This is a genomic window from Gordonia sp. PvP123 (genome assembly GCF_040547295.1).
Lineage (GTDB): Bacteria > Actinomycetota > Actinomycetes > Mycobacteriales > Mycobacteriaceae > Gordonia > Gordonia terrae.
On record NZ_JBEPPN010000008.1, the window covers coordinates 238,752 to 262,511 of the forward strand.

General features: G+C 67.4%; 23 protein-coding genes. 13 read left to right on the forward strand and 10 right to left on the reverse strand.

Annotation, left to right across the window (positions count from 1 at the left end):
* Window positions 1-18: 18 nt before the first annotated feature.
* Window positions 19-633 carry a TetR/AcrR family transcriptional regulator gene (locus tag ABIC25_RS17750; protein ID WP_354562486.1) on the forward strand — a complete coding sequence of 205 codons (615 nt, stop codon included), beginning with the start codon at window positions 19-21 and terminating at the stop codon, window positions 631-633.
* A gap of 57 nt (window positions 634-690) precedes the next feature.
* On the opposite strand, the gene ABIC25_RS17755 is transcribed toward ABIC25_RS17750, so the two are convergent.
* On the reverse strand, window positions 691-2,418 hold the full coding sequence (locus tag ABIC25_RS17755; protein ID WP_354562488.1) for an FAD-dependent oxidoreductase: 1,728 nt from the start codon (window positions 2,416-2,418) through the stop codon (window positions 691-693).
* Between the two features lie 148 nt (window positions 2,419-2,566).
* On the opposite strand from ABIC25_RS17755, the gene sigJ reads away from it, so the two are divergent.
* Window positions 2,567-3,484 (forward strand): RNA polymerase sigma factor SigJ, encoded by a 918-nt coding sequence (gene sigJ / locus ABIC25_RS17760; protein ID WP_004021107.1) that lies wholly within the window; start codon window positions 2,567-2,569, stop codon window positions 3,482-3,484.
* Between the two features lie 82 nt (window positions 3,485-3,566).
* Here the strand turns inward: sigJ and ABIC25_RS17765 are convergent, their stop codons facing one another.
* Window positions 3,567-4,304, reverse strand: a complete 738-nt coding sequence (locus ABIC25_RS17765) for an SDR family oxidoreductase (protein ID WP_354562489.1) — start codon at window positions 4,302-4,304, stop codon at window positions 3,567-3,569.
* A 138-nt stretch (window positions 4,305-4,442) separates the two neighbouring features.
* On the opposite strand from ABIC25_RS17765, the gene dinB reads away from it, so the two are divergent.
* The 6 genes from dinB (at window position 4,443) to ABIC25_RS17795 (ending at window position 11,950) form a co-directional block, all read left to right on the forward strand.
* Window positions 4,443-5,651 (forward strand): DNA polymerase IV, encoded by a 1,209-nt coding sequence (gene dinB, locus ABIC25_RS17770; RefSeq protein WP_354562491.1) that lies wholly within the window; start codon window positions 4,443-4,445, stop codon window positions 5,649-5,651.
* Window positions 5,652-5,710: 59 nt separating this feature from the next.
* Entirely contained in the window at window positions 5,711-7,315 is a 1,605-nt protein-coding gene (locus ABIC25_RS17775) for a CitMHS family transporter (RefSeq protein WP_354562571.1), read from the forward strand.
* Between the two features lie 113 nt (window positions 7,316-7,428).
* Window positions 7,429-9,165 (forward strand): sensor histidine kinase, encoded by a 1,737-nt coding sequence (locus ABIC25_RS17780; RefSeq protein ID WP_354562493.1) that lies wholly within the window; start codon window positions 7,429-7,431, stop codon window positions 9,163-9,165.
* The gene (locus ABIC25_RS17785; RefSeq protein ID WP_239402984.1) at window positions 9,162-9,827 is read left to right on the forward strand and encodes a response regulator; all 666 of its coding nucleotides are present in this window, start codon (window positions 9,162-9,164) and stop codon (window positions 9,825-9,827) included. Before ABIC25_RS17780 ends, ABIC25_RS17785 begins: the two co-directional genes overlap by 4 nt.
* A 60-nt stretch (window positions 9,828-9,887) precedes the next feature.
* On the forward strand, window positions 9,888-11,195 hold the full coding sequence (locus ABIC25_RS17790; protein WP_239402983.1) for a TrpB-like pyridoxal phosphate-dependent enzyme: 1,308 nt from the start codon (window positions 9,888-9,890) through the stop codon (window positions 11,193-11,195).
* 26 nt (window positions 11,196-11,221) lie between these two features.
* On the forward strand, window positions 11,222-11,950 hold the full coding sequence (locus ABIC25_RS17795) for a DUF429 domain-containing protein (protein ID WP_180819540.1): 729 nt from the start codon (window positions 11,222-11,224) through the stop codon (window positions 11,948-11,950).
* A gap of 13 nt (window positions 11,951-11,963) precedes the next feature.
* On the opposite strand, the gene ABIC25_RS17800 is transcribed toward ABIC25_RS17795, so the two are convergent.
* Both ABIC25_RS17800 and ABIC25_RS17805 read right to left on the reverse strand, forming a co-directional pair.
* On the reverse strand, window positions 11,964-12,539 hold the full coding sequence (locus tag ABIC25_RS17800) for a GNAT family N-acetyltransferase (RefSeq protein WP_354562495.1): 576 nt from the start codon (window positions 12,537-12,539) through the stop codon (window positions 11,964-11,966).
* A 55-nt stretch (window positions 12,540-12,594) separates the two neighbouring features.
* Window positions 12,595-13,215: a TetR/AcrR family transcriptional regulator gene (locus ABIC25_RS17805; RefSeq protein ID WP_354562497.1), complete on the reverse strand. Its 621-nt coding sequence runs from the start codon at window positions 13,213-13,215 to the stop codon at window positions 12,595-12,597.
* Between the two features lie 141 nt (window positions 13,216-13,356).
* On the opposite strand from ABIC25_RS17805, the gene ABIC25_RS17810 reads away from it, so the two are divergent.
* Together ABIC25_RS17810 and ABIC25_RS17815 are read left to right on the forward strand one after the other, a co-directional pair.
* On the forward strand, window positions 13,357-14,475 hold the full coding sequence (locus ABIC25_RS17810) for a homogentisate 1,2-dioxygenase (RefSeq protein WP_354562498.1): 1,119 nt from the start codon (window positions 13,357-13,359) through the stop codon (window positions 14,473-14,475).
* Window positions 14,472-15,659, forward strand: coding sequence for an alpha/beta fold hydrolase (locus tag ABIC25_RS17815; protein ID WP_354562500.1), 1,188 nt, complete (start codon window positions 14,472-14,474; stop codon window positions 15,657-15,659). The genes ABIC25_RS17810 and ABIC25_RS17815 overlap by 4 nt, the downstream gene beginning before the upstream one ends.
* Before the next feature lie 78 nt (window positions 15,660-15,737).
* Here ABIC25_RS17815 and ABIC25_RS17820 read toward each other — a convergent pair whose 3' ends face one another.
* Both ABIC25_RS17820 and ABIC25_RS17825 read right to left on the reverse strand, forming a co-directional pair.
* Window positions 15,738-16,592 (reverse strand): hypothetical protein, encoded by an 855-nt coding sequence (locus ABIC25_RS17820; RefSeq protein ID WP_354562502.1) that lies wholly within the window; start codon window positions 16,590-16,592, stop codon window positions 15,738-15,740.
* A 154-nt stretch (window positions 16,593-16,746) separates the two neighbouring features.
* Entirely contained in the window at window positions 16,747-18,138 is a 1,392-nt protein-coding gene (locus ABIC25_RS17825) for an acyl-CoA synthetase (protein WP_354562503.1), read from the reverse strand.
* 173 nt (window positions 18,139-18,311) lie between these two features.
* Here ABIC25_RS17825 and ABIC25_RS17830 point away from each other — a divergent pair, with 173 nt between their 5' ends.
* Window positions 18,312-19,484 (forward strand): low temperature requirement protein A, encoded by a 1,173-nt coding sequence (locus ABIC25_RS17830; protein WP_354562504.1) that lies wholly within the window; start codon window positions 18,312-18,314, stop codon window positions 19,482-19,484.
* A gap of 53 nt (window positions 19,485-19,537) precedes the next feature.
* Here the strand turns inward: ABIC25_RS17830 and ABIC25_RS17835 are convergent, their stop codons facing one another.
* Window positions 19,538-20,434 carry a LysR family transcriptional regulator gene (locus ABIC25_RS17835; protein ID WP_354562506.1) on the reverse strand — a complete coding sequence of 299 codons (897 nt, stop codon included), beginning with the start codon at window positions 20,432-20,434 and terminating at the stop codon, window positions 19,538-19,540.
* An 84-nt stretch (window positions 20,435-20,518) separates the two neighbouring features.
* On the opposite strand from ABIC25_RS17835, the gene ABIC25_RS17840 reads away from it, so the two are divergent.
* Window positions 20,519-21,295, forward strand: a complete 777-nt coding sequence (locus ABIC25_RS17840; RefSeq protein WP_086536017.1) for an SDR family oxidoreductase — start codon at window positions 20,519-20,521, stop codon at window positions 21,293-21,295.
* Between the two features lie 29 nt (window positions 21,296-21,324).
* Window positions 21,325-21,645: a nuclear transport factor 2 family protein gene (locus ABIC25_RS17845; RefSeq protein WP_354562507.1), complete on the forward strand. Its 321-nt coding sequence runs from the start codon at window positions 21,325-21,327 to the stop codon at window positions 21,643-21,645.
* A gap of 35 nt (window positions 21,646-21,680) precedes the next feature.
* On the opposite strand, the gene ABIC25_RS17850 is transcribed toward ABIC25_RS17845, so the two are convergent.
* The 3 genes from ABIC25_RS17850 to ABIC25_RS17860 all read right to left on the reverse strand — a co-directional run bounded on the left by ABIC25_RS17850 (window position 21,681) and on the right by ABIC25_RS17860 (window position 23,624).
* A complete protein-coding gene (locus ABIC25_RS17850; RefSeq protein WP_239402974.1) occupies window positions 21,681-22,193 on the reverse strand; it encodes a hypothetical protein in 513 nt (170 codons plus the stop codon).
* Between the two features lie 181 nt (window positions 22,194-22,374).
* Window positions 22,375-22,758, reverse strand: coding sequence for a hypothetical protein (locus ABIC25_RS17855; protein ID WP_354562509.1), 384 nt, complete (start codon window positions 22,756-22,758; stop codon window positions 22,375-22,377).
* A gap of 242 nt (window positions 22,759-23,000) precedes the next feature.
* Window positions 23,001-23,624: a TetR/AcrR family transcriptional regulator gene (locus tag ABIC25_RS17860; protein ID WP_239402972.1), complete on the reverse strand. Its 624-nt coding sequence runs from the start codon at window positions 23,622-23,624 to the stop codon at window positions 23,001-23,003.
* Window positions 23,625-23,760 lie beyond the last annotated feature (136 nt).

Genomic DNA, 23,760 nt, shown 5'->3' on the forward strand with positions numbered 1-23,760 from the left:
CACGCTATGGTGAGACTCATGGCTAAGGCGGAGTCGAGAAGCCGGGCGACACCCGGGCCGCGGGACGAGCGCGGGGTGCTCTCGGGCCGGATCCTGGCGGCGGCCCGCAACGCGTTCGCGACGACCGGTTGGTCTGGGACGACGATCCGTGGAGTCGCGCGGGACGCGGACGTCGATCACGCGCTGGTGTACCACTACTTCGGGTCCAAGGAGGGCCTGCTCGACGCGTGTACCAACCCGCCCGCGGTGTGGCTGGAGGGGGTCGCCCGGACCTGGGAGGCGCCGCGCGACGAACTCGGGGCGACGCTGCTGCGCTACATGATGGACAGCTGGGCCGACGAGGAGATCGGACCGATCCTTCGGGCGGTGCTGCAGACGGCCGCGCACGAAGAGTCCACCCGGGCCAAACTCCGGATGATCGTCGAACGAAGCCTGATGGGTGTGTCGGGTCTGGGCGCCGACGACGAGGAGCTCCGCCTCCGCAGTGGCATGATCGCCACGCAGATCACGGGTTTCGCGATGATGCGGTACATCTGGGCCGTCGAACCGATGGCGTCGATGACCCCTGATGAGGCGGTCGCGGCAATCGCGCCGAATCTCCAGCGCTACATCGAGGGGGACCTGACCGGATGAGGGTCGTTCCCTGCCGGGTGTGAGCCGGCAGGGATTCCCGGTTCCTCCGTGGGTGCGCTACTCGACCAGTTTGCCGACGGTGGACACCTCGCCGATCAGGTCGGCGATCTCTGGGGGAACCGGTGCGATGGCTTCGCGCACGATCCCATTGGGCGACCAGACCAGGTTCATCTGGAGGCTCGGATCGAGGTCCGGGTAGTCGCTGCGGTTGTGACACCCGCGCGTTTCACGGCGTTCGATCGCGCTCTCCATCGTGGCGCGCGCGGCGAGTGCCGCGGACTTCAGGTCGAAGGCGTGGGCGAGGTCTGCGAAGCCCGCGATGTCGGGATGCACACCGACGTCGCTCATCCGGGTCTCGATCTCGTCCAGTTCGGTCAGTCCCTTTCGCAGCCCCGTCTCGTCTCGTACGACGCCGGCGTGGTCTGTCATGGTCGTGCGGATCGCCCGCTGCAGTGCCCGCACGTTCTCGTGCCCGTCGGCGGCGAGTAGCGCGTCGATCTCGGACCGGGCTTCGGCAACCGCTTCCGGCGAGCGCCGCTGCGCGTCGAGCCCGGCCGAGTACGCGGCTGCCGCACGACCGACGAGGTGCCCGTAGACCAGGAGTTCGATGAGCGAGTTGCCGCCGAGCCGATTGGCTCCGTGCAGACCACTGGCGGCCTCGCCGAGGGCGTAGAGACCGTCCACCCCGGTACCGTGGTCCTGCGGACGTACCCACACCCCGCCCATCGAGTAGTGGGCGGTCGGCGCTATCTCGATCGGCGATTCGGTGATGTCGAGCATCTGTAGTTCCAGCAGCGCCTGATAGACGCGGGGCAGGCGGGTCATGATCGTCTCCCGGGGCAGGTGTGAGACATCCAGCCACACACCACCGTTCGGTGTCCCTCGGCCCTCACGGATCTCGGTGTAGGCAGCCAACGCGACCCGATCTCGGGTGGAGAGCTCCATTCGTTCCGGGTCATACCGCGCCATGAACCGCTCGCCCACAGCGTTGGTCAGGATGCCGCCCTCGCCGCGAGCTGCTTCGGAAACCAGTGTGCCCGCGGCATTCTCCGGTTCGAGGAGACCCGACGGATGGAACTGCACCAGTTCCGCATCACGGATCCGCGCGCCTGCGTCCACCGCGAGCCGGAAGGCGTCGCCGGTGTTCTCGTCGCGCCGCGACGAGGTCCGCCGCCAGATCCTGGTGTGCCCACCGGCTGCGAGGATCACGGCGTCGGCGTGGATCAGGTACCGGGTCCCGTCCTCGAGGTCGAAGCCGTAGGCGCCGAACACGACATTGTCGCGGACCAGGATTCGGGTGATGTAGACCGTGTCCAGGATATGCAGGTCGAGTTGCCGTGCGCGGCGGACGAGCGCTCGCTGGATCTCCAGACCGGTGTAGTCGCCGGCGAACGCGGTCCGGCGGTATGTGTGTGCGCCGAAGAACCGTTGCGAGAGCCGGCCGTCGTCCTCGCGGGCGAACCCCATCCCGTAGCGCTCGAGGTCCCGGATGCCGCGCTCGGCGCCACGCGTGACGATCTCCACCGTCTGCGGGTCGGCCAGGTAGTAGCTCTCCTTGATGGTGTCGGCCGCGTGTTGCTGCCAGGTGTCGGCCGAGTCCATCGTTGCCAGTGCAGCATTGATACCGCCCGCCGCCAGGGACGTGTGCGCGTCCATCCGCGGTCGCTTGCCGACGGCGATCACATCGACGCCGTTCTCCGCGAGTTCGATGGCCGCCCGCAGACCCGAACCCCCGGTACCGATGACGAGCACCGACGTCGACAACTGATGTTCCCTGGTCTTCATTGTGACCCTCCTCGAATCGTTCTCAACACTTCTGACGACGTGGGGCATGTGGATGTGAGGCCTCGCGGTTGTGAGTAGCCCCACCTCACCGGCCTGGCCGGCGCGTCGTGGCAGAGGCAGCCGGCCGCCGAGGTGGCATGATCCGGTCATGAGCGACGGGATCGACGCGGTACCGGCACATCTGGGCGATGTGCAGGACGAACGTCGACGGTTGCAGGCGATGGCGTATCGGATGACGGGCACGCTCGCCGACGCCGAGGACGTGGTGCAGGAGACGTACCTGCGGTGGTATCGGATGTCCGAGGACGAGCGGGCCCAGATCGAGAATCCGGCGGCCTGGTTGACCCGAGTCGGCAGCCGGGTCGCCCTCGACCTGCTCGGCTCCGCGCGAGTCCGGCGTGAACGCTACGTCGGAGAGTGGCTGCCGGAACCCGTCCCGGCAGACCTCTTCGCCGGGACCGCCCCACTGACGGACCCCGCCGAGAGGGTCACCCTCGACGAATCGGTGAGCACGGCCCTGCTCGTGGTGCTCGAGGCGATGACACCCGCGGAGCGCGTGGCCTTCGTGCTGCACGACGTCTTCGCGATGCCTTTCGACGAGGTCGCTGCCATTGTGGGGCGGTCGTCCGCCGCGACCCGTCAGTTGGCATCGACCGCGCGACGGCACGTTCGCGCCCAGCGGTCGGTGGCCGTGCCGAGGTCCGCCCACGACGCGGCTGTGCAGAAGTTCCTGGCGGCCAGCCGCGGCGGAAACCTCATCGAACTGCTGGAGGTGCTCGCACCCGACGTCGAGTTGCGGACCGATGGTGGTGGTGTCGTCAACGCCGCGCGTCGTCCCGTGCTCGGGCCACAGAACGTCGCGCGCTTCATCCTCGGGGTCCTCGTCAAACAACCGGACCTGCGGTTCGATCCGGTGGCGACCCCCGACGGTCTCGCATACCGATTGTTCTCCGAGGACATGCTGTATGGAGTGGTGAACTTCCGTGTCGTCGCCGACCGGATCGCCGACGTCTGGTTCGTCGTCAACCCGGACAAACTCACCAGTTGGATGCACGAAGCCGTGTGAGCGGCCCACCCACCGGTTGCGCGGACCGTTCGCCGAGCCCGTCGTGGACTGTCCGCGACGGGCTCGGGAACGTCATTCGCGGTCAGTCGACCGTCGGGATGCCCGGGACGGGGTAGCGAACGGTCCCCGTGCGATGCGGACCGCGCGGGACCAGAGCATCGGGTGCGCCGTCGTCGTCCGCGGTGATGACCTCGCGTGGGTCACCGTTCGCCGCGAGCGTGGCGCGCAGCAGGTCGTCGAGGTGGAAGCGGTCCGGTCCCGCGATCTCGACGACGTCGTCGACTTCCGGACTCGTCGCGACCTCGGCGAGGAGTGCCACCACCTCGGAGAGCTCCACCGGTTGTATGAGCGACGGCGACCCCACGACCTTGCCGTCGTGGACGAACTGCTCGGCGAGAACCGGGATGTAACCGTGGAACTGCGTCGCCCGAACGATCGTCGAGCGGATGGGTCCCTCCCGCAGGGCTCGTTCTTGCGCGACCTTGCCCGCGTAGTAGCCGTTCGCCGAAGCGTCCCCCGCACCGACACCGACGATCGACAACACGACGTGGCGTCCGACTCCCGCGCTCTCGCCCGCCGCGGTCAGGTTGTGTGTCGTCGTCTCGAAGAAGTCGATGGCCGCCTCGGCGTCGAACTGGTTCGTGTTGAGCACGTTGACGATCGTGTCGACCCCGACGAGCGCTTCGGCCAGTCCGTGACCGGTGACGGCATCGACCCCGTCGTTGCGGCCACCGAGGACGACGTCGACGCCCCTCTGCTGCAGCACCTCTGCCAACGGTCCGCCCACGCGGCCACGGCCTCCGGCGATGAAGATCCTCACGTCTCACTACTCCTCTCACGGCATCGTCCGATGCTCTGCGTCTCTGACGACGCAGCCCGCTCGGATGTGAGCCCCAGGTGGCGGGTCTGTGAGTCACCACGCTGGTGCGTGTCCGACCGCCATGCGAACATGTGTTCTATGCACATCGAGCGGCGGGAGCGGCGTGACGCGTCGATCCTGCACGCCGATCTCGACTCCTTCTATGCGTCAGTCGAGCAGCGGGACAACCCTTCGCTCCGTGGTCGGCCCGTTCTCGTCGGCGGCGGTGTGGTCCTCGCCGCGAGCTATGAGGCCAAGGCCCGGGGTGTGCGGTCGCCGATGCCCGGCCACGAGGCGCGTGCGCTCTGCCCCGATGCGGTCGTGGTCGCCCCACGATTCGAGGCCTACATGGAGGCCAGCCGTGAGGTCTTCGACATCTTCCACGACACGACACCGGTGGTGGAGGGGATCTCGGTCGACGAGGCGTTCCTCGACGTCGGCGGGCTGGGTCGCATCAGCGGTACGCCACGCGACGTTGCGACGACGATCCGAAGCCGCGTCCGGGACGAGGTCGGACTGCCCATCACGGTCGGCGGCGCACGCAGCAAGTTCCTCGCCAAGGTCGCCAGTGCGGTGGGCAAACCCGACGGCCTGTTGATCGTCGAACCGGGAACCGAGCTCGACTTCCTCCATCCGCTTCCGGTCCGCAGGCTCTGGGGAGTCGGTCCGGTGACCGAGGCCAAGCTGCACGACGCCGGAGTCGAGACGGTGGGTCAGCTGGCCGAGTTGGGGGAGCGGTCGTTGCGCGGCATCGTCGGTTCAGGGGCCGGACGGCATCTCTTCGCCCTGTCGCTCGCCCAGGACCCGCGCCGGGTGGAAACCGGCAAGCGTCGCAGCTCGATCGGGTCGCAACGTGCGCTCGGCCGGCGCCCGAAATCCGAGGCCGACCTCGAGGCGACGGTCACCGCGATCGTCGAGCGTCTGGGCAAACGCCTCCGATCGGCCGAACGGGTCTGTCGGACAGTCATTCTGCGATTGCGCTTCGACGATTTCACCCGTGCCACCCGATCCCGGACGCTGCTGGAGCCGACCGACCGCACCGACATCGTCATGGCCTCGGCGCGCGGACTCCTCGCCGACGCCATGCCGATCATCCGCGAGCGCGGCTGTACCCTGGTCGGGCTGTCGCTGACCAACCTCGACGACCACGACAACATCCAGCTGGCCCTGCCCTTCGACACCGATCATGCCGAGGAACTCGACGCGACGATGGATCTCCTGCGCGACCGGTTCGGGCGCGATTCGGTCACCCGCGCGGTGCTGATCGGTCGCAACCACGGTGACGACGCGCCGATGCTGCCCGACTGAGGATTTCGTGGCAACAGAGCGCGCCATGTCCGCATGGTGACCACGCATCGCAGTCACGGATCGGGGGCGCGCGAAAAGCGCACAACGATTCTTATGCGCTCAAGCGTGACTGTGATGGCCGCTACGCCAACACTTCTGTTGTGACCACCGATGTGGTCGTCCTCACATCCGCTTCAGAAACGAGCAAGACAATGTTGGTAGCACTCGGCCTCGGGATGGTCGCCACCTTCATGGTGCTGATCATCACCAAGCGGGCGACGCCCGTCGTGGCGCTGATCCTCGTCCCCGTCGCATTCGGCCTGTTCGCCGGTGCCGGTCTCGACATCAGCGACATGATCACCGACGGCATCAAGGACCTCGCCCCGACGGCGGCGATGCTGTTCTTCGCGATCATCTTCTTCGGCATCATGATCGACGTCGGGCTCTTCGACCCGGTGGTTCGGGCGGTCGTCCGCGCGGTGCACGACGACCCGGCACGTCTGGTGGTCGGCACCGCGGTGCTTGCCGGCGTCGTATCCCTCGACGGTGACGGTTCGACGACCTTCATCATCACGACGGCCGCACTGCTGCCGCTCTATCTGAAGCTCGGTGTCAGCCCCGTCGTCCTCACCGTCGTCGCCGGACTCACCAACGGCACGATGAACATCCTGCCGTGGGGCGGTCCCACCGCCCGCGCCGCGAGCGCGCTGAACATCGACACCAACGATGTGTTCGTCCCGATGATCCCTGCGCTGGCGGCTGCCCTCGTCGTCGTACTGCTCTTCGCGTACCACCTCGGTGTCCTCGAACGTCGCCGCATCGGCAAGCTGGAGATCAGGGACTCGCTGCTCGCCCCGAAGGAAGAGGTGCTGGTCGCCGCCGGTGGCGGAACCGGGTTGCCGCCCAGAGGTCGTCGGGCACGTGGTTCGGGTTCGGCGGACACCGGCTCGGCCGGTCACGACGACGCCCCCACCGGCGACCACGACCTCCGCCGCCCCGTCGCGAACCCGGATGACGACGACCGCGACGCATCCTTCTCGGGCGTCCTCGACCCCAACCGGGAAACCCTGCGTCCCAAGCTCTTCTGGGTGAACGCCGGCCTCACCGTCGCCCTGCTGGCCATCCTCGGCGCCGACATCGTGGCCATCCCCGTACTGTTCATGGTCTTCGCCGGCATCGCCCTGGCCATCAACTTCCCGCACATCAAGCAGCAGCAGGAGGCCATCACCCGGCACAGCTCGAGCATCGTGTCGGTCGTCGCCATGGTCCTCGCCGCCGCCGTGCTCACCGGCGTCTTCAACGGCACCGGAATGGTCGATGCCATCGCACACTGGCTCGCCGACGGCATCCCCGACTGGATGGGCCCCCACATGGCCATCGTGATCGGCGTGCTGTCGATCCCGCTCACCTTCCTGATGAGCAACGACGCCTTCTACTACGGAGTGCTGCCCGTGCTGTCCGAGACCGCGACCCGCTACGGCATCGACCCCACGGAGATGGCCCGCGCGTCGATCACCGGTCAGACCGTGCACATGCAGAGCCCGCTCGTCCCGGCGATCCTGTTGCTGGTCGCGCTGGCCGGGGTCACCCTCGCCGACCATCACAAGAAGGTCTTGTGGCGGGCCACGGTCGTCTCCCTCGTGATGCTGGCTGTCGGAGTCCTGGTCGGGGCCGTCCCGTTCTGACCCGGCATCCGGTGACGAGGGTCCACCTCCACCCGCACACGGCGATCCGTCCCCGACGGGTCGCCGTGTCGGCGCGCCCGCCATGCCCGACGACACAGCACTAGGCTGACGTCATGCGTTTGCGGACGCAGGTGCTGCTCCTGCAGCTGGCGGTGATAGCGGTCAGCCTCGTGGTCGGGTTCGGTCTGCTCATCGCCGGAGCCGACGACCGGGTGCGCGACGAGTATGCCCAGCGCGCGCTGGCGATCGCCCAGTCGGTCGCCGCCGACGCCGAGGTCCGCAGCGAGGTGGCCGCCCATCCCGGCACCCAGGTGGATGCGGCCGACCTGCTCGACGGACCCCTCCAGCGGCAGGCCGCGGCGGTGCGGGCCCGAACCGGGGCCCTGTTCGTCGTCATCGGCAACGATCGCGGCATTCGTCTCGCTCATCCGGAGGCGTCGGAGCTGGCCAAGACGGTCTCCACCGACCCGTCGAAGGTGCTGTCCGGATCGGACGAGGTCAACACCGACCGGGGCACCCTCGGTGAGTCGGTCCGCGCGAAGGTCCCGGTGCTGAGTGCAGACGGCACCGTCGTCGGGTTCATCAGCGTCGGGGTCTCCACCGAACGGCTCGGCTCCGAGACCCGGAGCGACATCATCGCGACCTCGCTCCTCGCACTCACGGCACTCGGCATCGGCGCAGTGGGTTCGGCACTGCTGGCCCGGCGCTGGCGTCGGCTCACCCTTGGATTGGAGTCTGACGAACTGGCCGAACTCGTCCGGGAGCAGGGTGCGGTGCTCCATTCGATGGCCGACGGCGTGCTCGCCGTCGATGCGGACGGCATCGTCCGGGTCGTCAACGACAGAGCACGCGGACTGCTCGACATCGATGCGCCTGTCGGCACCCCGGCCGCCGAACTCGGCCTCACTCCGCGGGTGGCCGCAGTCCTCGCCACGCCGACCGACGAGCCACTCGCCGCGAGTGTCGGCGAGCGGGTCGTCCTGGTGAGCTCACATCGCGTGCGCGCCGACGGACGCGACCTCGGCATGGTGCTGTCGGTGATCGACCGCACCGACGTCGAGGCGCTCAGCCGCGAGGTGGACTCGATCCGATCGATGAGCACCGCCCTGCGTGCGCAGCGCCACGAGACGGCCAACCGGATGCACGTACTCGCGGGCCTCCTCCGGCACGGGCACGCCGACGAGGCGCTCGCCTACCTGGACGAGGTCACCGGGACCGGGCCGGGAGGGCCCTTGCTCGCCGGGCTCGACAACGTGCGCGAACCACATCTGCACGCCTTCCTCGACGCCAAGGCGGCCCAGGCACGCGAACGCCGGGTCACCCTGCGGTTGGGTGACCAGACCTGGCTGCAGGGTTTCCTCACCGAGCCCGTCGTCGTCGTCACCACCGTGCTCGGCAACCTCGTCGACAACGCCATCGAGGCTGCCGGTTCGGTCGATGCAGTCGGGCCCGGCCCCGCTACGGGCGAGGTCGAGGTCGAGGTGATCGCCGACGGCGACACCATCCTGGTCACCGTCGGGGACTCCGGGCCGGGCATCTCCTTCGACGAGCCGGACGACGTCTTCGCCGAGGGCGCCACGACCAAGTCGGGCGCGCTCGTCCCCGGCGGCCGCGGGATGGGCCTCGCCCTGGCCCGCCAGATCGCGCGTCGGATCGGTGGTGACGTGTGGGTCGCCGATGCGGGCGGGGCGGCTCACGACGGTGACGCGGGACCGCGCGGGGCCGTGTTCGTCGCTCGACTGCCGGGCGTCCTCGCGCCGACGGACGGTTCCGAGGCATTCGAAGGCCTCGACGAGTTCGGCGCCACCGCTGGATCGAACGACACCGACAAGCCGGGAGGCCTCTCATGACCGATGACCTCGGCGTCCTGATCGTCGACGACGACTTCCGGGTCGCCGCACTGCATTCGATGATCGTCGACGCGGTGCGGGGGTTCACCGTCCGGGCGCGTGCGGGGAGCATCGGTGCCGCCCGGCAGGCGGTGGCCGAGCACCCCGACATCGATCTCGCGCTCCTCGATGTCTATCTGCCCGACGGTTCGGGCATCGACCTGGTCGCCGAGCTCGACTGCGACTGCTTCATCGTCGGCGCCGAGACCGACGCGTCAGCGGTGCGCACCGCGATGCGTGCCGGTGCGCTCGCCTACTTGATCAAACCCTTCGACGACGCCGACCTCGCGCGCCGCCTCGCCGGTTACGCCCAGTACCGGCGGGTGCTGGCGGGGGCGAACGTCGACCAGCACGCCGTCGACTCCGCGCTGTCGGCACTGCGCTTCGGCACCCGCGCCGCGGACCGTGCGGAGAGTGGCTCGTCGACCGAACAGCGCATCCTGGCGTTGTTCGACGCCGGTACGTCGTTGTTCGCCGACGACGTGTCCCGCGAGATCGGCATCGCGGCACCGACCGCGCGCCGGCACCTGGCGAACCTCGTCGCCGCCGGGCGCCTGACGATGTCGCTGCAGTACGGCACCACGGGCAGGCCGCGGCAGGAGTATCGGCTTCCCGGGGCGTGAGGCGCGGGGATCGTTCGGCACCGGTCACCGGCGTGGGCGCGAGGATTAGAGTGGTGACCCATGACAACGCATGTTCGAACCGGTGCCGAGAATCCGGATCTGATCACGGTGGGCGTCCCTACACATTGGTACAACCTCGCGGCGGAGCTCGACACCCCGATCCCACCGCACCTGCATCCGGGCACCAAGGAGCCGGTCGGTCCCGACGATCTCGCCGCGCTGTTCCCGAGCGGACTCATCGCGCAGGAGGTCTCCACCGAGGCCTACATCGAGATCCCCGAGCCGGTGCGCGAGATCTACCGCATGTGGCGGCCGTCGCCGTTGATCCGCGCGCGCCGTTTCGAAGAGGCGCTGAACACCAAGGCGCGGATCTACGTGAAGTACGAGGGCGTGAGCCCGGTTGGCAGCCACAAAACCAATTCGGCTGTCGCACAGGCGTATTACAACAGCCTCGACGGCGTGACCAAACTGACCACGGAAACCGGGGCCGGTCAGTGGGGCAGCGCGCTGGCGTTCGCGGGCGCGCAGTTCGGCATCGATGTCGAGGTGTGGCAGGTCCGCGCCTCCTACAGCTCGAAGCCCTACCGGGGGTTCCTGATCCGCACCTACGGTGGCACCATCCACCCGAGTCCCTCGGAGCTGACCGAGTCGGGGCGTGCGATGCTCGCCAAGGATCCGAACACGACCGGGAGCCTCGGCATGGCCGTCAGTGAGGCCGTCGAGGTCGCCGCCGCGAATCCCGACACCCGGTACGCGCTGGGCAGCGTGCTCAACCATGTGGTGCTGCACCAGAGTGTGATCGGGCAGGAAGCCGTCGACCAGCTGAACTCTGTGGAGCCCGACGGCGCCGACGTCGTGTTCGGTTGCGCCGGGGGCGGTTCGAACCTCGCCGGGCTGTCGTTCCCGTTCCTGCGGGAGAAGCTGCACGGGCGCTCGAATCCGCGGGTCGTCGCCGCCGAGCCCGCCGCATGTCCGTCGATCACGCAGGGGGAGTACCGCTACGATCACGGCGATGTGGCCGGGTTGACACCCTTGCTCAAGATGCACACGCTCGGAATGGATTTCGTGCCCGATCCGATCCATGCCGGTGGTCTCCGCTACCACGGCATGGCCCCGGCTCTGAGTCACACGGTGGAGCTCGGACTGGTGCAGGGCGTCGCCATCTCCCAGCACGACGCGTTCACCGCGGGTGTGCAGTTCGCAAGGACCCAGGGCATCGTCCCGGCCCCGGAGTCGACGCACGCGATCGCGGCCTGCGCCGCGCACGTTGCCGACAGCGACAAGGAAGAGGTCGTCGTGATCGGGTTGTCGGGTCATGGACAGCTGGATCTGCCCGCCTACGCCGAGTTCCTCGAGGGCAACTTCTGAGTCGACCCGGCGCAGTGATCCCGGTGATGCGGACGGTCGGCGTCGACCTGTCCGCGTCACCGGCGAAAACTGCTGTCGCATGCGTGGATTGGTCTTCTGGCCGGGCGGTGCTGACCGAGCTCGTCGTGGGCGCGGACGACGCCGCGATCCGGCGCCGCACGGACGGGGCGACCCGGATCGGGATCGACTCGCCCTTCGGCTGGCCCGATGAGTTCGTCGACTTCGTCGTCGCGCATCACGGTAACCGGTTGTCGCCGGGGAGGGGGCTCGACGACATCGCTCGTCGTCGTCCACTTGCTTTGCGTCGCACCGATCTTCGGATCATCGACGACGGCGCGGGTCGCCCGCTCAGTGTGTCGGCCGACCAGATCGCGCATGTCGCGTTCCGATGCGCCGGCCTGCTCGCGGACCTGGGTGTCGACGACCGCGTCGACGGGTGGGCGGTCGAGGCGTATCCCGCCGGGGCACTCAAGCGTTGGGGACTGACCTCACGGGGATACAAACGCGCCGCCAACGCACCGGTTCTCGCCGACCTGGTGCTCGCCCTGCAGGCGGCGGCACCGTGGCTCGAACTCGGCGATCACGCCGAGCGGATGGCCCGCGACGACGACGCGTTCGACGCCGTGATCACCGCGCTGATCGCGCGCGCCGCAGAGCTCGGCCGGACCACGCGACCCGCCGCCGCCGACCGGCCGGTCGCCGCGCGGGAGGGTTGGATCCACGTTCCCACCGCCGAACTGGCAGACCTGATCTGAGTGGTGGCCTCGATCAGGCCAGCGACAACCGCATGAGCACGCGCGGGAACCCGGCGAGGACCGACGAGGTGTCGGCGGCCCGCACGAAGCCGGCCTTCTCGAACAGGCCGCGGGTCCCGACGTACGCCATCGTCAGATCGACTTTGGCGCCCTTGTTGTCGACGGGGTATCCCTCGATCGCCGGCGCACCGTTCGACCGCGCGTAGTCGACGGCCCCGGCGAGCAGCGCGTGCGAGATTCCCTGTTTGCGATGGCCGGGGCGGACGCGGATGCACCAGACCGACCACACCGGGAGGTCGTCCACGTGTGGGATCTTCCGGGTCCGTGCGAAGGTCGTGTCCGCGCGCGGCGATACGGCCGCCCAACCGACGACCTCGCCCGCGTCGTCGTAGGCGAGCACACCCAGCGGAACCCCGGTGTCGCACAACTCCTTGACGAACTCGCCGCGCTGCTCGCGGACCAGCTGCTGATTCTGGGCGCTGGGAATGCGGTAGCTCAGGCACCAGCAGACGTTCGACGTCGGCTTCTTCGGACCGACCATCGTGGCGATGTCGTCGAAGTTCTCCGCGGGACGGACCTCGATGGGCATGCGTTCCATCGTCGCCGCCGCGCCGTGGGAGGGCAAGCCGCTAGGCGCCTCTTCGTCAGTTGCCCGCCCCAGCGGCTGGGCCGGCCCCGAACACGGTCCGGTACCAGATGGCGGTGAGGATGTCGATGGCGGTGTCGTCGTCGGGGACGGGTCCGGCCTCGTCCCCGCGGACCGCGAGCCAGGTCCAGCAGGTGGACTCGAGGGTCGCGACGAGGGCGGACGCGAGCGGCTCGAGCGGGAGACCGACCGCGTAGCCCGCGCGTTCGGCGCCGCGCAGTCCGGACAGCACCTGTTTGACGCCGGACACGCGGTTGGCGTGCCATCGGGCGCGGAAGTCGTCGTCGAGCATCGACATCTGGAACAGCCCGATGATCTCGGGCAAGTACTTCTTGTAGGTCGTCCAGTACGCGGTCACGGCCGCGCGGACGCTCGCCTCCGGGTCGGTGTGTCTGGTCGCGAGCGATTGCTCGACCACTTCCTCGGAGAACTGGTCGAGGAGGGCTTCGAGTAACCGATCTTTGCTGTCGTAATAGTTGTAGAACGAACCCGTCGAACGTCCCGCGGCCGCGGAGATGTCGGCGATCTTGGTGTTCAGGTAGCCCTTTTCGGCGAACGTCCGACGCGCCGCGTCGAGAAACGCGGCCTCGGTCTGGCGTCCCTTGTTGGTCGGCGGCACCGTGAGCTCCTTCCACGCACCGGTTCCTCATCGAACCACGTGGTCCGACGGTCGCGGCACGTGGATCTCGAACGAGTGTGACCCTTGTCATCCCCTGAAACTGAATCTAGCATCAGAAAATCGCAGAGACAGGAGTTCGGCATGGAATCGTTCATCCAGCACCGCAAGGGGCGTACGCCTCGGCAGGTGCACCGAGATGTCGACGATCTGAAAGACGATGAGCTCGGTCGGTATGGATTCACCGGCCGCACGGCGCACCTGTACCGCCGCAACGACCCGACGCAGTTCCGCGCGGTGGGCACACACACCGGCGTCGACCGGATCGTCACCGACCTCACACCCACCGATCAGTCCGACCCCGCCGGCGAACCGCTCCTGATGTTCCACAACGAGGACTGCCGAATCTCGTTGAGTCGTCGAAACGAAGCCGCTCCCTTCTGGTTTCGGCCCGTCGACGGTGACGAACTCGTCTTCGTCCACGAGGGCTCCGGCTACTTCGAGACCGAGTTCGGCCGACTGTCCTACCGCCCCGGTGATTACGTGTACATCCCGAAGGGATGCACCTACCGCCAGATACCCGATGGCCCGTCGCTGCTGCTCATCATCGAGGCGGTCGACGAGTTCCGGGTCCCCGAGCCCGGCGTCCTCGGCAGGTTCTTTCCCTTTGATTCGTCGCTCGTCGTCGTTCCCGAAGCCGAGGCTTTCGACGGTGACGGTCGAGACGAGTACGAGGTCCGCTTCCGCCAGCGTGAGGGGCAGACCTCGCTGTTCTACCCCTTCCATCCGCTCGACGTAGAGGGCTGGCGCGGAGACAATTTCCCGTTTGCCTTCAACATCGAGGACTACGACGTCATCACCTCCGAGACCGTGCACCTACCGCCGACGGTCCATCTGTTCATGCAGGCGACCGGGGTGTACGTGATGAACTTCCTGCCGCGCCCGGCCGAGGCGCGCAAGGGCGCCGAACGACTGCCCTGGTACCACCGCAACACCGACTTCGACGAGATCGCATTCTTCCACGGCGGCAGCATGTTCGGCGTCGGCATGCCGCCGGGGCTGATCTCCCACGCACCCCAGGGCATGCACCACGGCATCCCCGAGCGGGCGCGGGAACGGTCCCGTCGCAAGTTCGACGAGTTCGATCGGGTGGAATGGCAGGTGATCTCGATCGACACGCGTCGTCGACTCATCGCCGCACCGGCGATGCTCGCCTCGAGCCTGCCCGACGCCGCTCAGTCCGGCGAGGGGTCGCGAGTATGAGCGCCGCTACCGACCCGACCCGGCATGAATACGACCGCATCCCCTATCTGGTTGTCTTCGACGATCTCTCGGCATACCAGGACACCTATGGCGGGGTCACCGAGAGCGTGGTTCTCGAGAGCTACCTGCTCCGGCCCAAGGGTGTGCCGTCGAAGAACGTCATCGTCTTCATGCATCCGATCGGGGGCGGGGCCTACCTGCCGATGACCAATGCGCTCGCCCGTGCCGGCCATCACGTCATCTACTGCAACAGCCGGTATCGCGGCGTCGACAGTGCGTTGATCATGGAGAAGGTGGTGCAAGATCTCGGTGCCTGTGTACGGGATGCGCGCGAACGGCTGGGCTACGAGAAGGTGATCCTCGCCGGTTGGAGCGGTGGTGGGGCGCTGTCGCTCTACTACCAGCAGCAGGCCCAGCACGCGACGGTGACCGAGACGCCTGCCGGTGAACCGCCCGACCTGACCGCCCTCGACCTGCCCGCCGCGGACGGCATGATGTTGCTCGCCGCGCACGTGTCGCGACACGGAACCCTGACCGAATGGATGGATCCGTCGATTCTCGACGAGTCGGATCCACACCACCGCGACCCGGAGCTGGATCTGTACGATCCGTCGAATCCGAATCAACCGCCGTATTCGGCGGAGTTCCTCGACCGGTACCGCGCTGCGCAGATCGCACGCAACCGCCGGATCACCGCCTGGGTCAAGGAACAACTCGCCGACCTCCGCGATCACGGCGAACCGCTGATGGAGCGCGGGTTCATCGTCCACGGAACGATGGCCGATCCGCGGTGGCTGGATCTCACCGTCGACCCCAACGACCGCGAGCTCGGTTGCTACCTGGGCGATCCGCGGATCGTGAACATGGGTCCCGTCGGCCTCGCCCGGTTCACCACCCTGCGAAGCTGGTTGTCGCAGTGGAGTTTCGATGACGCCTACGGCGACGGCCCGCGCTGCGCGGCCGACCTCGCGATCCCGACACTCGTCATCGGCAACTCCGCCGACAATGCTTGCACGCCCAGTCACACCCGCCGCCTGTTCGACGCGGTGGGTCATCCCGACAAGACCTTGCACACCATAGTCGGTGCGACGCACTACTACTCGGGGCGCGAACAGATCCCGCACCTGAAGGAGGCGGTCGCGATCATCACGGAGTGGCTGGCCGAACGGTCGTGGGCTCAGTGACGTCGGGGCCTCTGAAAACCGCCCGCCGGGAGGCTCTCGGCGACACATCGCAGACTGTCCGTTTCTGACGGGCGGAGTTCAGTGGGGCGTCCGCCAGGCCGGTGATCGGCTGCGGTGATAGCCGCCCGCGATGATCTGCGCGATGTCGGCGTAGGTGGTGGCCCAGTCCCTGAACACCTGCGCGTAGGTGAGTCGCAACGGAAAGTAACCGTGCGCGATCAACTTGCGATCTCGGGCACGATCCTCTTCGTACTTCTCGACACCGGTGTGGTGTTCGACGCTGTCCAACTCGAGCGCGAGGCGCTGTCCGACCACCAGGTCGATCCAACCGACCCCGGGTACCCGATGCTGGACAGCGACCCGCAGTCCGGCACTCTCGAGCCGTAGTCGGGCCGCGGTCTCGGTTCCCGACGCCGCGAGGCGATTGGTCTTGCCGATCGCGCGCCGGATGAACATCGGCGCGTCGTCGAATTCGGCACGGAGGCGTTCGGGTGTGATCTTGCCGCTGTTGAGCGCGGAGTCGCAGAGAATGACGAAACCCTCGACGTCGAAACACCGGGCGGCGTACTGCAGTGCTGTCGCCACATCGTCGACGGCGCCGCGGGCAGGGGTGGGCCGGCCGTATCGGCGGCATCGGTCGTGGGACCGTCGACGCTGATGGCGTGTCACACGAGAGTGGAGCGCTGTGGGATGTTCGGGTATCCAGAGGCCATGGCGCCGCAGCGCACTCGCACAGGAGACGACGCCGTCATCCGCGACGGCGCCGACCACTTCCGGATCGGCGGTGGGAGTGCGGTACCACCCATGCCGGATGGACGTGAGCCTGCCGGAACGGTGGGCATCTCGGATCGACGCGGTGGTCTCACCTGCGGCGAGGAGCTGGTGGGTGGCGACCACGCCGCCGAACCGCTCGATGAGCTCGTCGAAGTCCATGCGAGACAGTGTCGATCATGTCGCCGGTCAGCGATCGGGGCCGGCGGCGCCTGTGGACAACTGCATCGCGATCTGAAAACCACCCCTGGAAAACGGACACCCCGCAGCGCGTTGCCGGGTCGGGCCCACCGGGCGGTTTTCAGAGACGAGTGGCTCAGTCCAGCAGCTTTTTCTGCACCTTGCCCATCGCATTGCGCGGAAGGGACTCGACGAACCGGATCTCGCGCGGCCGTTTGTGATTCGACAACTCGCCGGCGACGAACTCGATGAGTTCGGTGCCGGCGACCTCGTCGCCGACGACATAGGCGACGATGCGCTGTCCCAGGTAGTCGTCGGGTACGCCGATCACGGCCACCTCGCGGACCGCCGGGTGGGCGAGCAGCACGGTCTCGATCTCACCGGCTCCGATGCGGAACCCGCCGGACTTGATGAGGTCGGTCGCACGTCGGCCGACGATCCGGTGCATTCCGTCCGCGCCGATGACGGCGACGTCCCCGGTCGCGAAAAATCCGTCGGGAAGCCATGATTCGGCGGTGGCATCCGGGCGATTGAGATACCCCGACGCCAACATCGGCCCACGGACGTGGAGATCGCCGACGCTCTCGCCGTCGTGCGGTAGTGGCTCGCCGTTGTCCAGGAGTCGGGTTTCCACATGGGCGAGAGGCACTCCCACCCACCCGGGGCGTCGTTCCCCGTCGACGCGGGTACTGACGGTGATCAGCGTCTCGGTCATGCCGTAGCGCTCGACGATCTGGTGCCCGGTGAGTTCGCGTATGCGGTCGAAGACCGGAACGGGTAGCGGGGCGCTTCCCGACACGAGCACCCGGGCCGACGAGAGCAACTGCGCGGCAGCAGGTTCGGCGGCGACGCGGTTCCAGACCGTCGGCACCCCGAAGAACATGCTCGCGCCTGCACCAGCAGCGGCGGCGTATGCGTCGGCCGTCGGCGTGACGGTGTGGATCAGTCGCCCACCGCGCCGCAGCGGGCCGAGGACCCCCAGGATCAGTCCGTGGACGTGGAACAGCGGAAGGCCATGCGCCAGAGTGTCGTCGGCTGTCCACAGCCAGGCGTCGGCGAGTGCATCGAGCCCCTCGGCGATGCTCTGGCGGGTGATCGGCACGCCCTTGGGGAGGCCGGTCGTTCCGGACGTGTAGAGGATCAGCGCCGTCGAGTCGGCGTGCGGTTCGGGGTGTCGGTGCCACGATTTCGCGTACCGCCGGACCGGGATGACCGGCAGGGTCGGCTCGGCCGGGGCCTGCCCGAGCCAGGCCTGGGCGCCGGAATCGGCGAGGATGTGCTCGAACTCGCGCGGACCCGAGTCGGGCGGAACGGGGACGACCGGGACTCCGGCGATCAGGGCGCCGACCACCGCGAGCACGGTTTCCACGGTCGGCGTGGCCAGGACTGCGACGGTGCGCGCGCCGGCGATCCGTTCGGCCACCGCGGTCGCCGCCCCGACCAGGTCTTCGCGCGACAGCTTGTCGTCGCCGACGCGGATCACGGCAGGGTCGTCCGGCGCGGTGGGGGTCAGGGTGGGCAGCAGCACGTCTTCACTGTGCCACGGCGGGGCGATTCTCCCCGTCACCTGCACTGATCGTCGAGGTCACGCGGCGTGCGCCGACTGCCGAGCCGTCGCCCCACGGCGCCGCACCCGCGTCCGCTGAGGCTCCGGTGGCATGATCTCGTCCACACGCAGTGACCGATCGGGGGTTGGCAACGATGTCCACGCGATTTCACCTGAGCACCATGCGCCCGCGGGACCCGGCCGAACCGGGTCGGGCCGCGAGCACGCTCGAGCTGTTTTTCGATCTGGTCTTCGTGGTGGCGGTGAGTATCGCGGCGGTCCAGCTGCATCACGCACTGACCGAGGACCACATCGTCGACGGTGTGGTGTCGTACGCCTTCGTGTTCTTCGCCATCTGGTGGGCGTGGATGAACTTCACCTGGTTCGCGACGTCGTTCGGCACCGACGACTGGCTCTATCGGGTCCTGACCTTCGTGCAGATGGCGGGCGTGCTGGTGTTGGCCGCGGGGATCGAGCCCGCCTTCGTCGACCACGAGTTCGGGCTGGTGGTCGTCGGTTACGTGATCATGCGCGTCGCGATGGTCGCCCAGTGGCTGCGCGCTTCCGGCTCGGCCGGTGACCGTCGCCGGACGACCCAGATCTACGCTGCCGGGATCGCGCTCGTCCAGGTTCTCTGGCTGCTCTGGCTGCTCGTCCCGTCGGGTGCCGCGGCGACGGTCGGGTTCGTGGTGCTCGTCGGTGCCGAGCTCGCGGTGCCCGTGATCGCCGAACGGCAGGGGAACACACCGTGGCACCCGCACCACATCACCGAGAGGTACGGCCTGTTCACGCTCATCCTGCTCGGCGAGAGTCTGCTGGCCTCGTCGAACGCGATCATCGAGGCGCTGCACAGTGAGCAGGAACTCGCGCCACTCATCTCGATCGCGATCCTCACGTTCATCGCGACCGCCGCGCTGTGGTGGATCTACTTCTGGCCCCCGCACCACCGGGCCATCGGCGGGATGCTCGCCAATTCACTCCGATACGGATACGTGCACTACTTCGTCTTCGCCGCGGCGGGTGCGTTCTCGGCCGGGATCGAAGTCGAGATCGACGTCTTGACGCACCACAGTGAGCTCACCGAGACCCAGGCGTCGTTCACCGTGACGATCCCCATCGCGGTCTTCATCATCGGCATCTGGTGGATCGCCCTGCGCGCCAATGCCGATCGCGTGGTCAACACCGTGGTCCCGGTGGGCGCGCTGCTCGTGCTGCTCGACCCGGTCATCCCGGTTCCGTTCGCGTTGACCGCGGTGTTCCTCATCGCGATCGTCGTCGTGCTGGTCCTGCGGCCGCCGCTGAGCGTGGAAGGCGGCGCGCACGGGTGAACTGACGCCCATCACGACGCTGAAGTGGTGTGGACGGACGACTGCTGGAACTGTCAGACACCGGCCCCGCGCACCATCGCATCACGGACAGCGGAGTGAGTGTGCGGCAACCACATCGCCTGCACGGGGGCTAGCGGCGGATCGTCGAAGGCGACGACACGGACCGCTCCGCCCTGTAGGTCCCCGGGAACGTCGGTGACGAAAGCGCATGCCTCGGGGTATCGCTGGACCGCGGTGAAAGGTGGTGTTCCCTGGATCGGGTTCACGATGAGGGTGGGCTCGAAGCCTTTACGGCGGCAGTAGGAGATGAGGAAGTCGGTGTAGAACGACCGGCGTTCGGGTGCCCAGACCACGATGGGAGTGCCGATGAGGTCGGGCGCACTGACGGAGCTACGGTTGGCGAGGTGATGGTCGGCGACGACCGCGATGCGCAGCTCGTGATAGGCGAACACGGCCGAGGTCAGATTTGCCGGCGAATCGACGCCGCGGCGGAGTGCGACGTCGATCTCGTCGGCGAACAGCAGTTCGTGGAGCTGCCCGGGAAAGACTTGCCGGGCCGTGATCGGCTGGTGCGGCATCGACTCGATTGCGGGGGTGATGAGGTGGTAGACCTCTTCGCCCGAGATGGCGGGAGAGTGCCCGACGACGAAAGGTCTGACCACGCCACGAGCGGACTCGCGAACGTGGGTGAGGAGGGCGCTGTTGCCCGCAAGTAGGGACTTGGCGCCCGAGTAGAGCGCGTTTCCGGCGTCGGTCAGGTGCAACTTGCGCCGGCTGCGATCGAAGACTGCGGCGTCCACCTCGCGCTCGAGCTGACGGATCGACGCGGACAGGGCTTGCTGGGTGAGGTAGAGCTGTTGGGCCGCAGCGGACAATGTGTCGGATTCGACCGCCACCACGAACTGATGGAGTCGTCGCGTATCGATCAATTCGAGGTCTGGTGGTGTCATGAGAATCGATCATACAAGTGTGGTTTGTGATAACACCATGCATTATCGATTGAACTTTGTGCGTTGTGCTCCAACACTGGGGGCATGACCACACAGGAGAAAGCAACAGAATCCACTCGGCTCGATGGCAAGAGCGCTCTCGTAGCGGGCGGCGCGAAGAACCTGGGAAGGCTTGTCGCCCTGGATCTGGCGCGTAGGGGCGCCAACGTGTTCGTCCACTACAACAGCGACGCGACGAAGACAGCTGCAGACGAGACGGTCACAGAGATCCGTGCGCTGGGTGTGGAGGCCGCCGCCTATCAGGGCGACCTCACGACGGCGTCGTCGGTCACAGACTTGTTCGATACCGCGACCAGGGATCTCGGTCGGCTCGACATCGCGATCAACACCGTCGGCAAGGTCTTGCGCAAGCCGATCCTCGAGACCACCGAGGATGAGTACGATGCGATGTTCGCCATCAACTCGAAGGCCGCGTACTTCTTCCTCAAGGAGGCCGGGACGCACCTCGAACGGGGTGGCAAGGTGATCACGATCGTCACGAGCCTGCTCGCCGCCTACACGGACGGGTACTCGACCTACGCGGGTGGCAAGAGCCCGGTGGAGCACTTCAATCGCGCGGCGTCGAAGGAGTTCGCCGACCGTGGCATCTCGGTCAACGCGATCGGACCCGGCCCGATGGACACGCCGTTCTTCTATCCGCAGGAAACGCCCGAGCGCGTCGAGTTCCACAAGTCGCAGGCCATGGGCGATCAGCTGACCAAGATCGAGGACATCGCGCCGATCGTCACGTTCTTGTGCACCGAGGGCTGGTGGATAACCGGACAAACACTCTTTGCCAACGGCGGTTACACCACACGCTGATTCCCGCCGACGACGAGAGGAGGCAGTCCATGGTCGACGTACCTGCAGCAGTGCAGCGGTTACTCGACGCCGTCAACAACGGCGACACGGACGCCTTTCTGGCAGCGTTCGGCGTGACCGGTCGTGTCGATGACTGGGGCCGGCTGTTCACCGGTCGTGAGGAGATCAGGCGCTGGAGTGATGCCGAACTCATCGGCAAGCAAGCCACCCTGGCTCCCCTCGCGGCGCTCCGTGACGCCGAAGTGGTCACCATGATCGCCACGGTGGGCGGTCACGGCTTCAACGGCCCTTCGACATTCACATTCACCATCGACGGTGACGAGGTGACCCAGATGACCATCCGCGAATAGCCGTGTACCGGTGAATGGCTGCGCGAGGTCCGGGGTCAGGGGGCGGTGTATTCGGCGGTGCAGTCGTCGTAGGACGTTGCGGTGCTGCCTCGCGTATTCGACACGCTGGCGACCACGGTGACGCGCCCCTTGCCGACGTTCTGGGCGGGGAGCGTGATCGTGGTCGTGCCTGCCTCGACCTGCGCCTCGGTGCGGGAGTCGTAACCGCCGCCGCTGAGCCCGGTGTCGAGATTGCTCCACGTCACTGCGGCGGCCTGGGTGTACGGCGAAGTCGCCACGGACTCGGTGCGGAAGACGAACGTCGTTTTCCCCTCGCCCGCGGACGAGACGCTCACCTGCGCCGATTCGGTTCGCTCGGTGCCGCCCGGTTGGTAGAAGGTGAAGGTACACAGCTCGGATTGCGTGGCCGGAGACAGTGACCCGAGGTCAAGATCGGGCAGGGTCGGCACCGCGCGTGGTGCGGCCTCGGCCAGCGCGGGAAGGCTTCCGATGGCCAGCACAGCGGCTGCTGTGGCGGCGATCCTTGCTCCGGTTTTCGCGAGTTGCATCATCGATCCTCTCCGTTCTTTTCCTTATCCATGCGTGTGTTCACTCAAGCACAGAACTCCCGGCTGATCAGTGTGGCGAACAAGGCGGTTCTTCGCTCGAGTGCGGAATCGAGGCGAGCGGGTAAGGCTGGGCTCAGGTCGCGAGGATTGATTGCGGCCCCTACGACTCAGATCGGCGGGGTCAGGGCCCCGACCACGGTGCCAGCGAGGCGCTCGAGGACGTCAGGAGCGTGACCAACACGATCGCTGCGAGGACCGTTCCCACCGACATCACGACCGTCATCGCACCGATGACGGCCGTGACGACCCGCGTCTCCCGCTTCTGTGGTGCCTCAGTGGTCGAGGTGCGTACCGCCGCGCCGGCCGACAGTGCGAAAAGGGCTGTGTTCACACCGAAGAAGGCGATCGTCACGAGGTTGGCGAGCACGGCGAAGCCGGCCGACACGGGATGGTCGTCGAATCGTGCGAGGACGACCACCCAGGCCGGACTGGCGATCACGACGGCCAGCGCGACCACCAGCACCACGACGACTCTTCTCAGAGCGCGAACCAACTTGTCCGGCACGTCCACCGTCCGCTGTCACGTGGGGGCGATCGTCTACCGGTTCACGGGTCCGTTGTCACATCGAGGGATCGCAGTGCGTGGCCTCCCGCGGTGCGTGCGGCAGGGGGCCGACCACTTCGATCGGGTCATCGGGGTGACCGACCGGATCGAGGAGGCCTCGTCGAGCTTCCGCGCCGAGTGTACGCGTCGCGCACAACGCAATTGACAACGCCGACACTCAGATTCGTTGTGAGCCTCGGTGTTCAGTGCATGGTTGCCGCGATGCTGGTGAGCAACCAGCTCCGTAGGCGCGCCGCGGTCCAGTTCCGCTCGACGGTGAAATAGCGGTAGGTGACGGGGCTGGTGAGATAGCTCAGGATGTCGGCGAACTCGTCGATCCGGGTGTCGGCGATGAGGCCGCGGTGGACGAACCAATGGCACCCGGTGTGCACGTCGTCGAGTCGCCGGAGCTCGGATCGTTCGAGCTGTTCGCCGATGGCGGGGTCGGTGTCGGCCGCCAGCGTCGCCGCGTGCCACAGGTCCGCGATCCGACTGTTCGCCGCGATGATGTGGTCGACGTACCGGCCGATGGCGCGGTCGGTGTCGGAGTCGTTCATGATGGCGACGAACTCCGGGCGCTCGAGCAGCGACACGAACTTCTCGTCACCCGTGAACCCGCGCTCGAGAACAGCCATCATGAGCGACGCCTTCGACCCCGCTTGGTGCACAGTGCCCACAGCGACGCCGGCGTGCTGGGCGATCTGCTGCACTGTGGTTCGCGAGTACCCGTGCTCGACAAACAACGCCTGCGCCGCGTCGAGGATGCGCGTGCGCGTCTGCGCCGCGCTGATCGCGCGCTTACGCGCTGTGTAGGGGCGCTTGGTCACGCCGGCCTCCGCTTGGATCGGACTCCAACAGCATCAATAATAGCGTCGACGACGAACTGGTTGTAGACCCAGATCCTCCGTCGCGGGAACCGAACCGGTCTCGAACTGCAAAGATGAGACCGATCGGTGGAAGATG

Coding starts and splice junctions, on each gene's coding strand:
- ABIC25_RS17750 (WP_354562486.1), top strand. CDS start 19: ATGGCTAAGGCGGAGTCGAGAAGCCGGGCGACACCCGGGCCGCGGGAC.
- ABIC25_RS17755 (WP_354562488.1), bottom strand. CDS start 2,418: ATGAAGACCAGGGAACATCAGTTGTCGACGTCGGTGCTCGTCATCGGT.
- sigJ (WP_004021107.1), top strand. CDS start 2,567: ATGAGCGACGGGATCGACGCGGTACCGGCACATCTGGGCGATGTGCAG.
- dinB (WP_354562491.1), top strand. CDS start 4,443: ATGCACATCGAGCGGCGGGAGCGGCGTGACGCGTCGATCCTGCACGCC.
- ABIC25_RS17780 (WP_354562493.1), top strand. CDS start 7,429: ATGCGTTTGCGGACGCAGGTGCTGCTCCTGCAGCTGGCGGTGATAGCG.
- ABIC25_RS17785 (WP_239402984.1), top strand. CDS start 9,162: ATGACCGATGACCTCGGCGTCCTGATCGTCGACGACGACTTCCGGGTC.
- ABIC25_RS17790 (WP_239402983.1), top strand. CDS start 9,888: ATGACAACGCATGTTCGAACCGGTGCCGAGAATCCGGATCTGATCACG.
- ABIC25_RS17795 (WP_180819540.1), top strand. CDS start 11,222: ATGCGGACGGTCGGCGTCGACCTGTCCGCGTCACCGGCGAAAACTGCT.
- ABIC25_RS17800 (WP_354562495.1), bottom strand. CDS start 12,539: ATGCCCATCGAGGTCCGTCCCGCGGAGAACTTCGACGACATCGCCACG.
- ABIC25_RS17810 (WP_354562498.1), top strand. CDS start 13,357: ATGGAATCGTTCATCCAGCACCGCAAGGGGCGTACGCCTCGGCAGGTG.
- ABIC25_RS17815 (WP_354562500.1), top strand. CDS start 14,472: ATGAGCGCCGCTACCGACCCGACCCGGCATGAATACGACCGCATCCCC.
- ABIC25_RS17820 (WP_354562502.1), bottom strand. CDS start 16,592: ATGGACTTCGACGAGCTCATCGAGCGGTTCGGCGGCGTGGTCGCCACC.
- ABIC25_RS17830 (WP_354562504.1), top strand. CDS start 18,312: ATGTCCACGCGATTTCACCTGAGCACCATGCGCCCGCGGGACCCGGCC.
- ABIC25_RS17835 (WP_354562506.1), bottom strand. CDS start 20,434: ATGACACCACCAGACCTCGAATTGATCGATACGCGACGACTCCATCAG.
- ABIC25_RS17840 (WP_086536017.1), top strand. CDS start 20,519: ATGACCACACAGGAGAAAGCAACAGAATCCACTCGGCTCGATGGCAAG.
- ABIC25_RS17845 (WP_354562507.1), top strand. CDS start 21,325: ATGGTCGACGTACCTGCAGCAGTGCAGCGGTTACTCGACGCCGTCAAC.
- ABIC25_RS17850 (WP_239402974.1), bottom strand. CDS start 22,193: ATGCAACTCGCGAAAACCGGAGCAAGGATCGCCGCCACAGCAGCCGCT.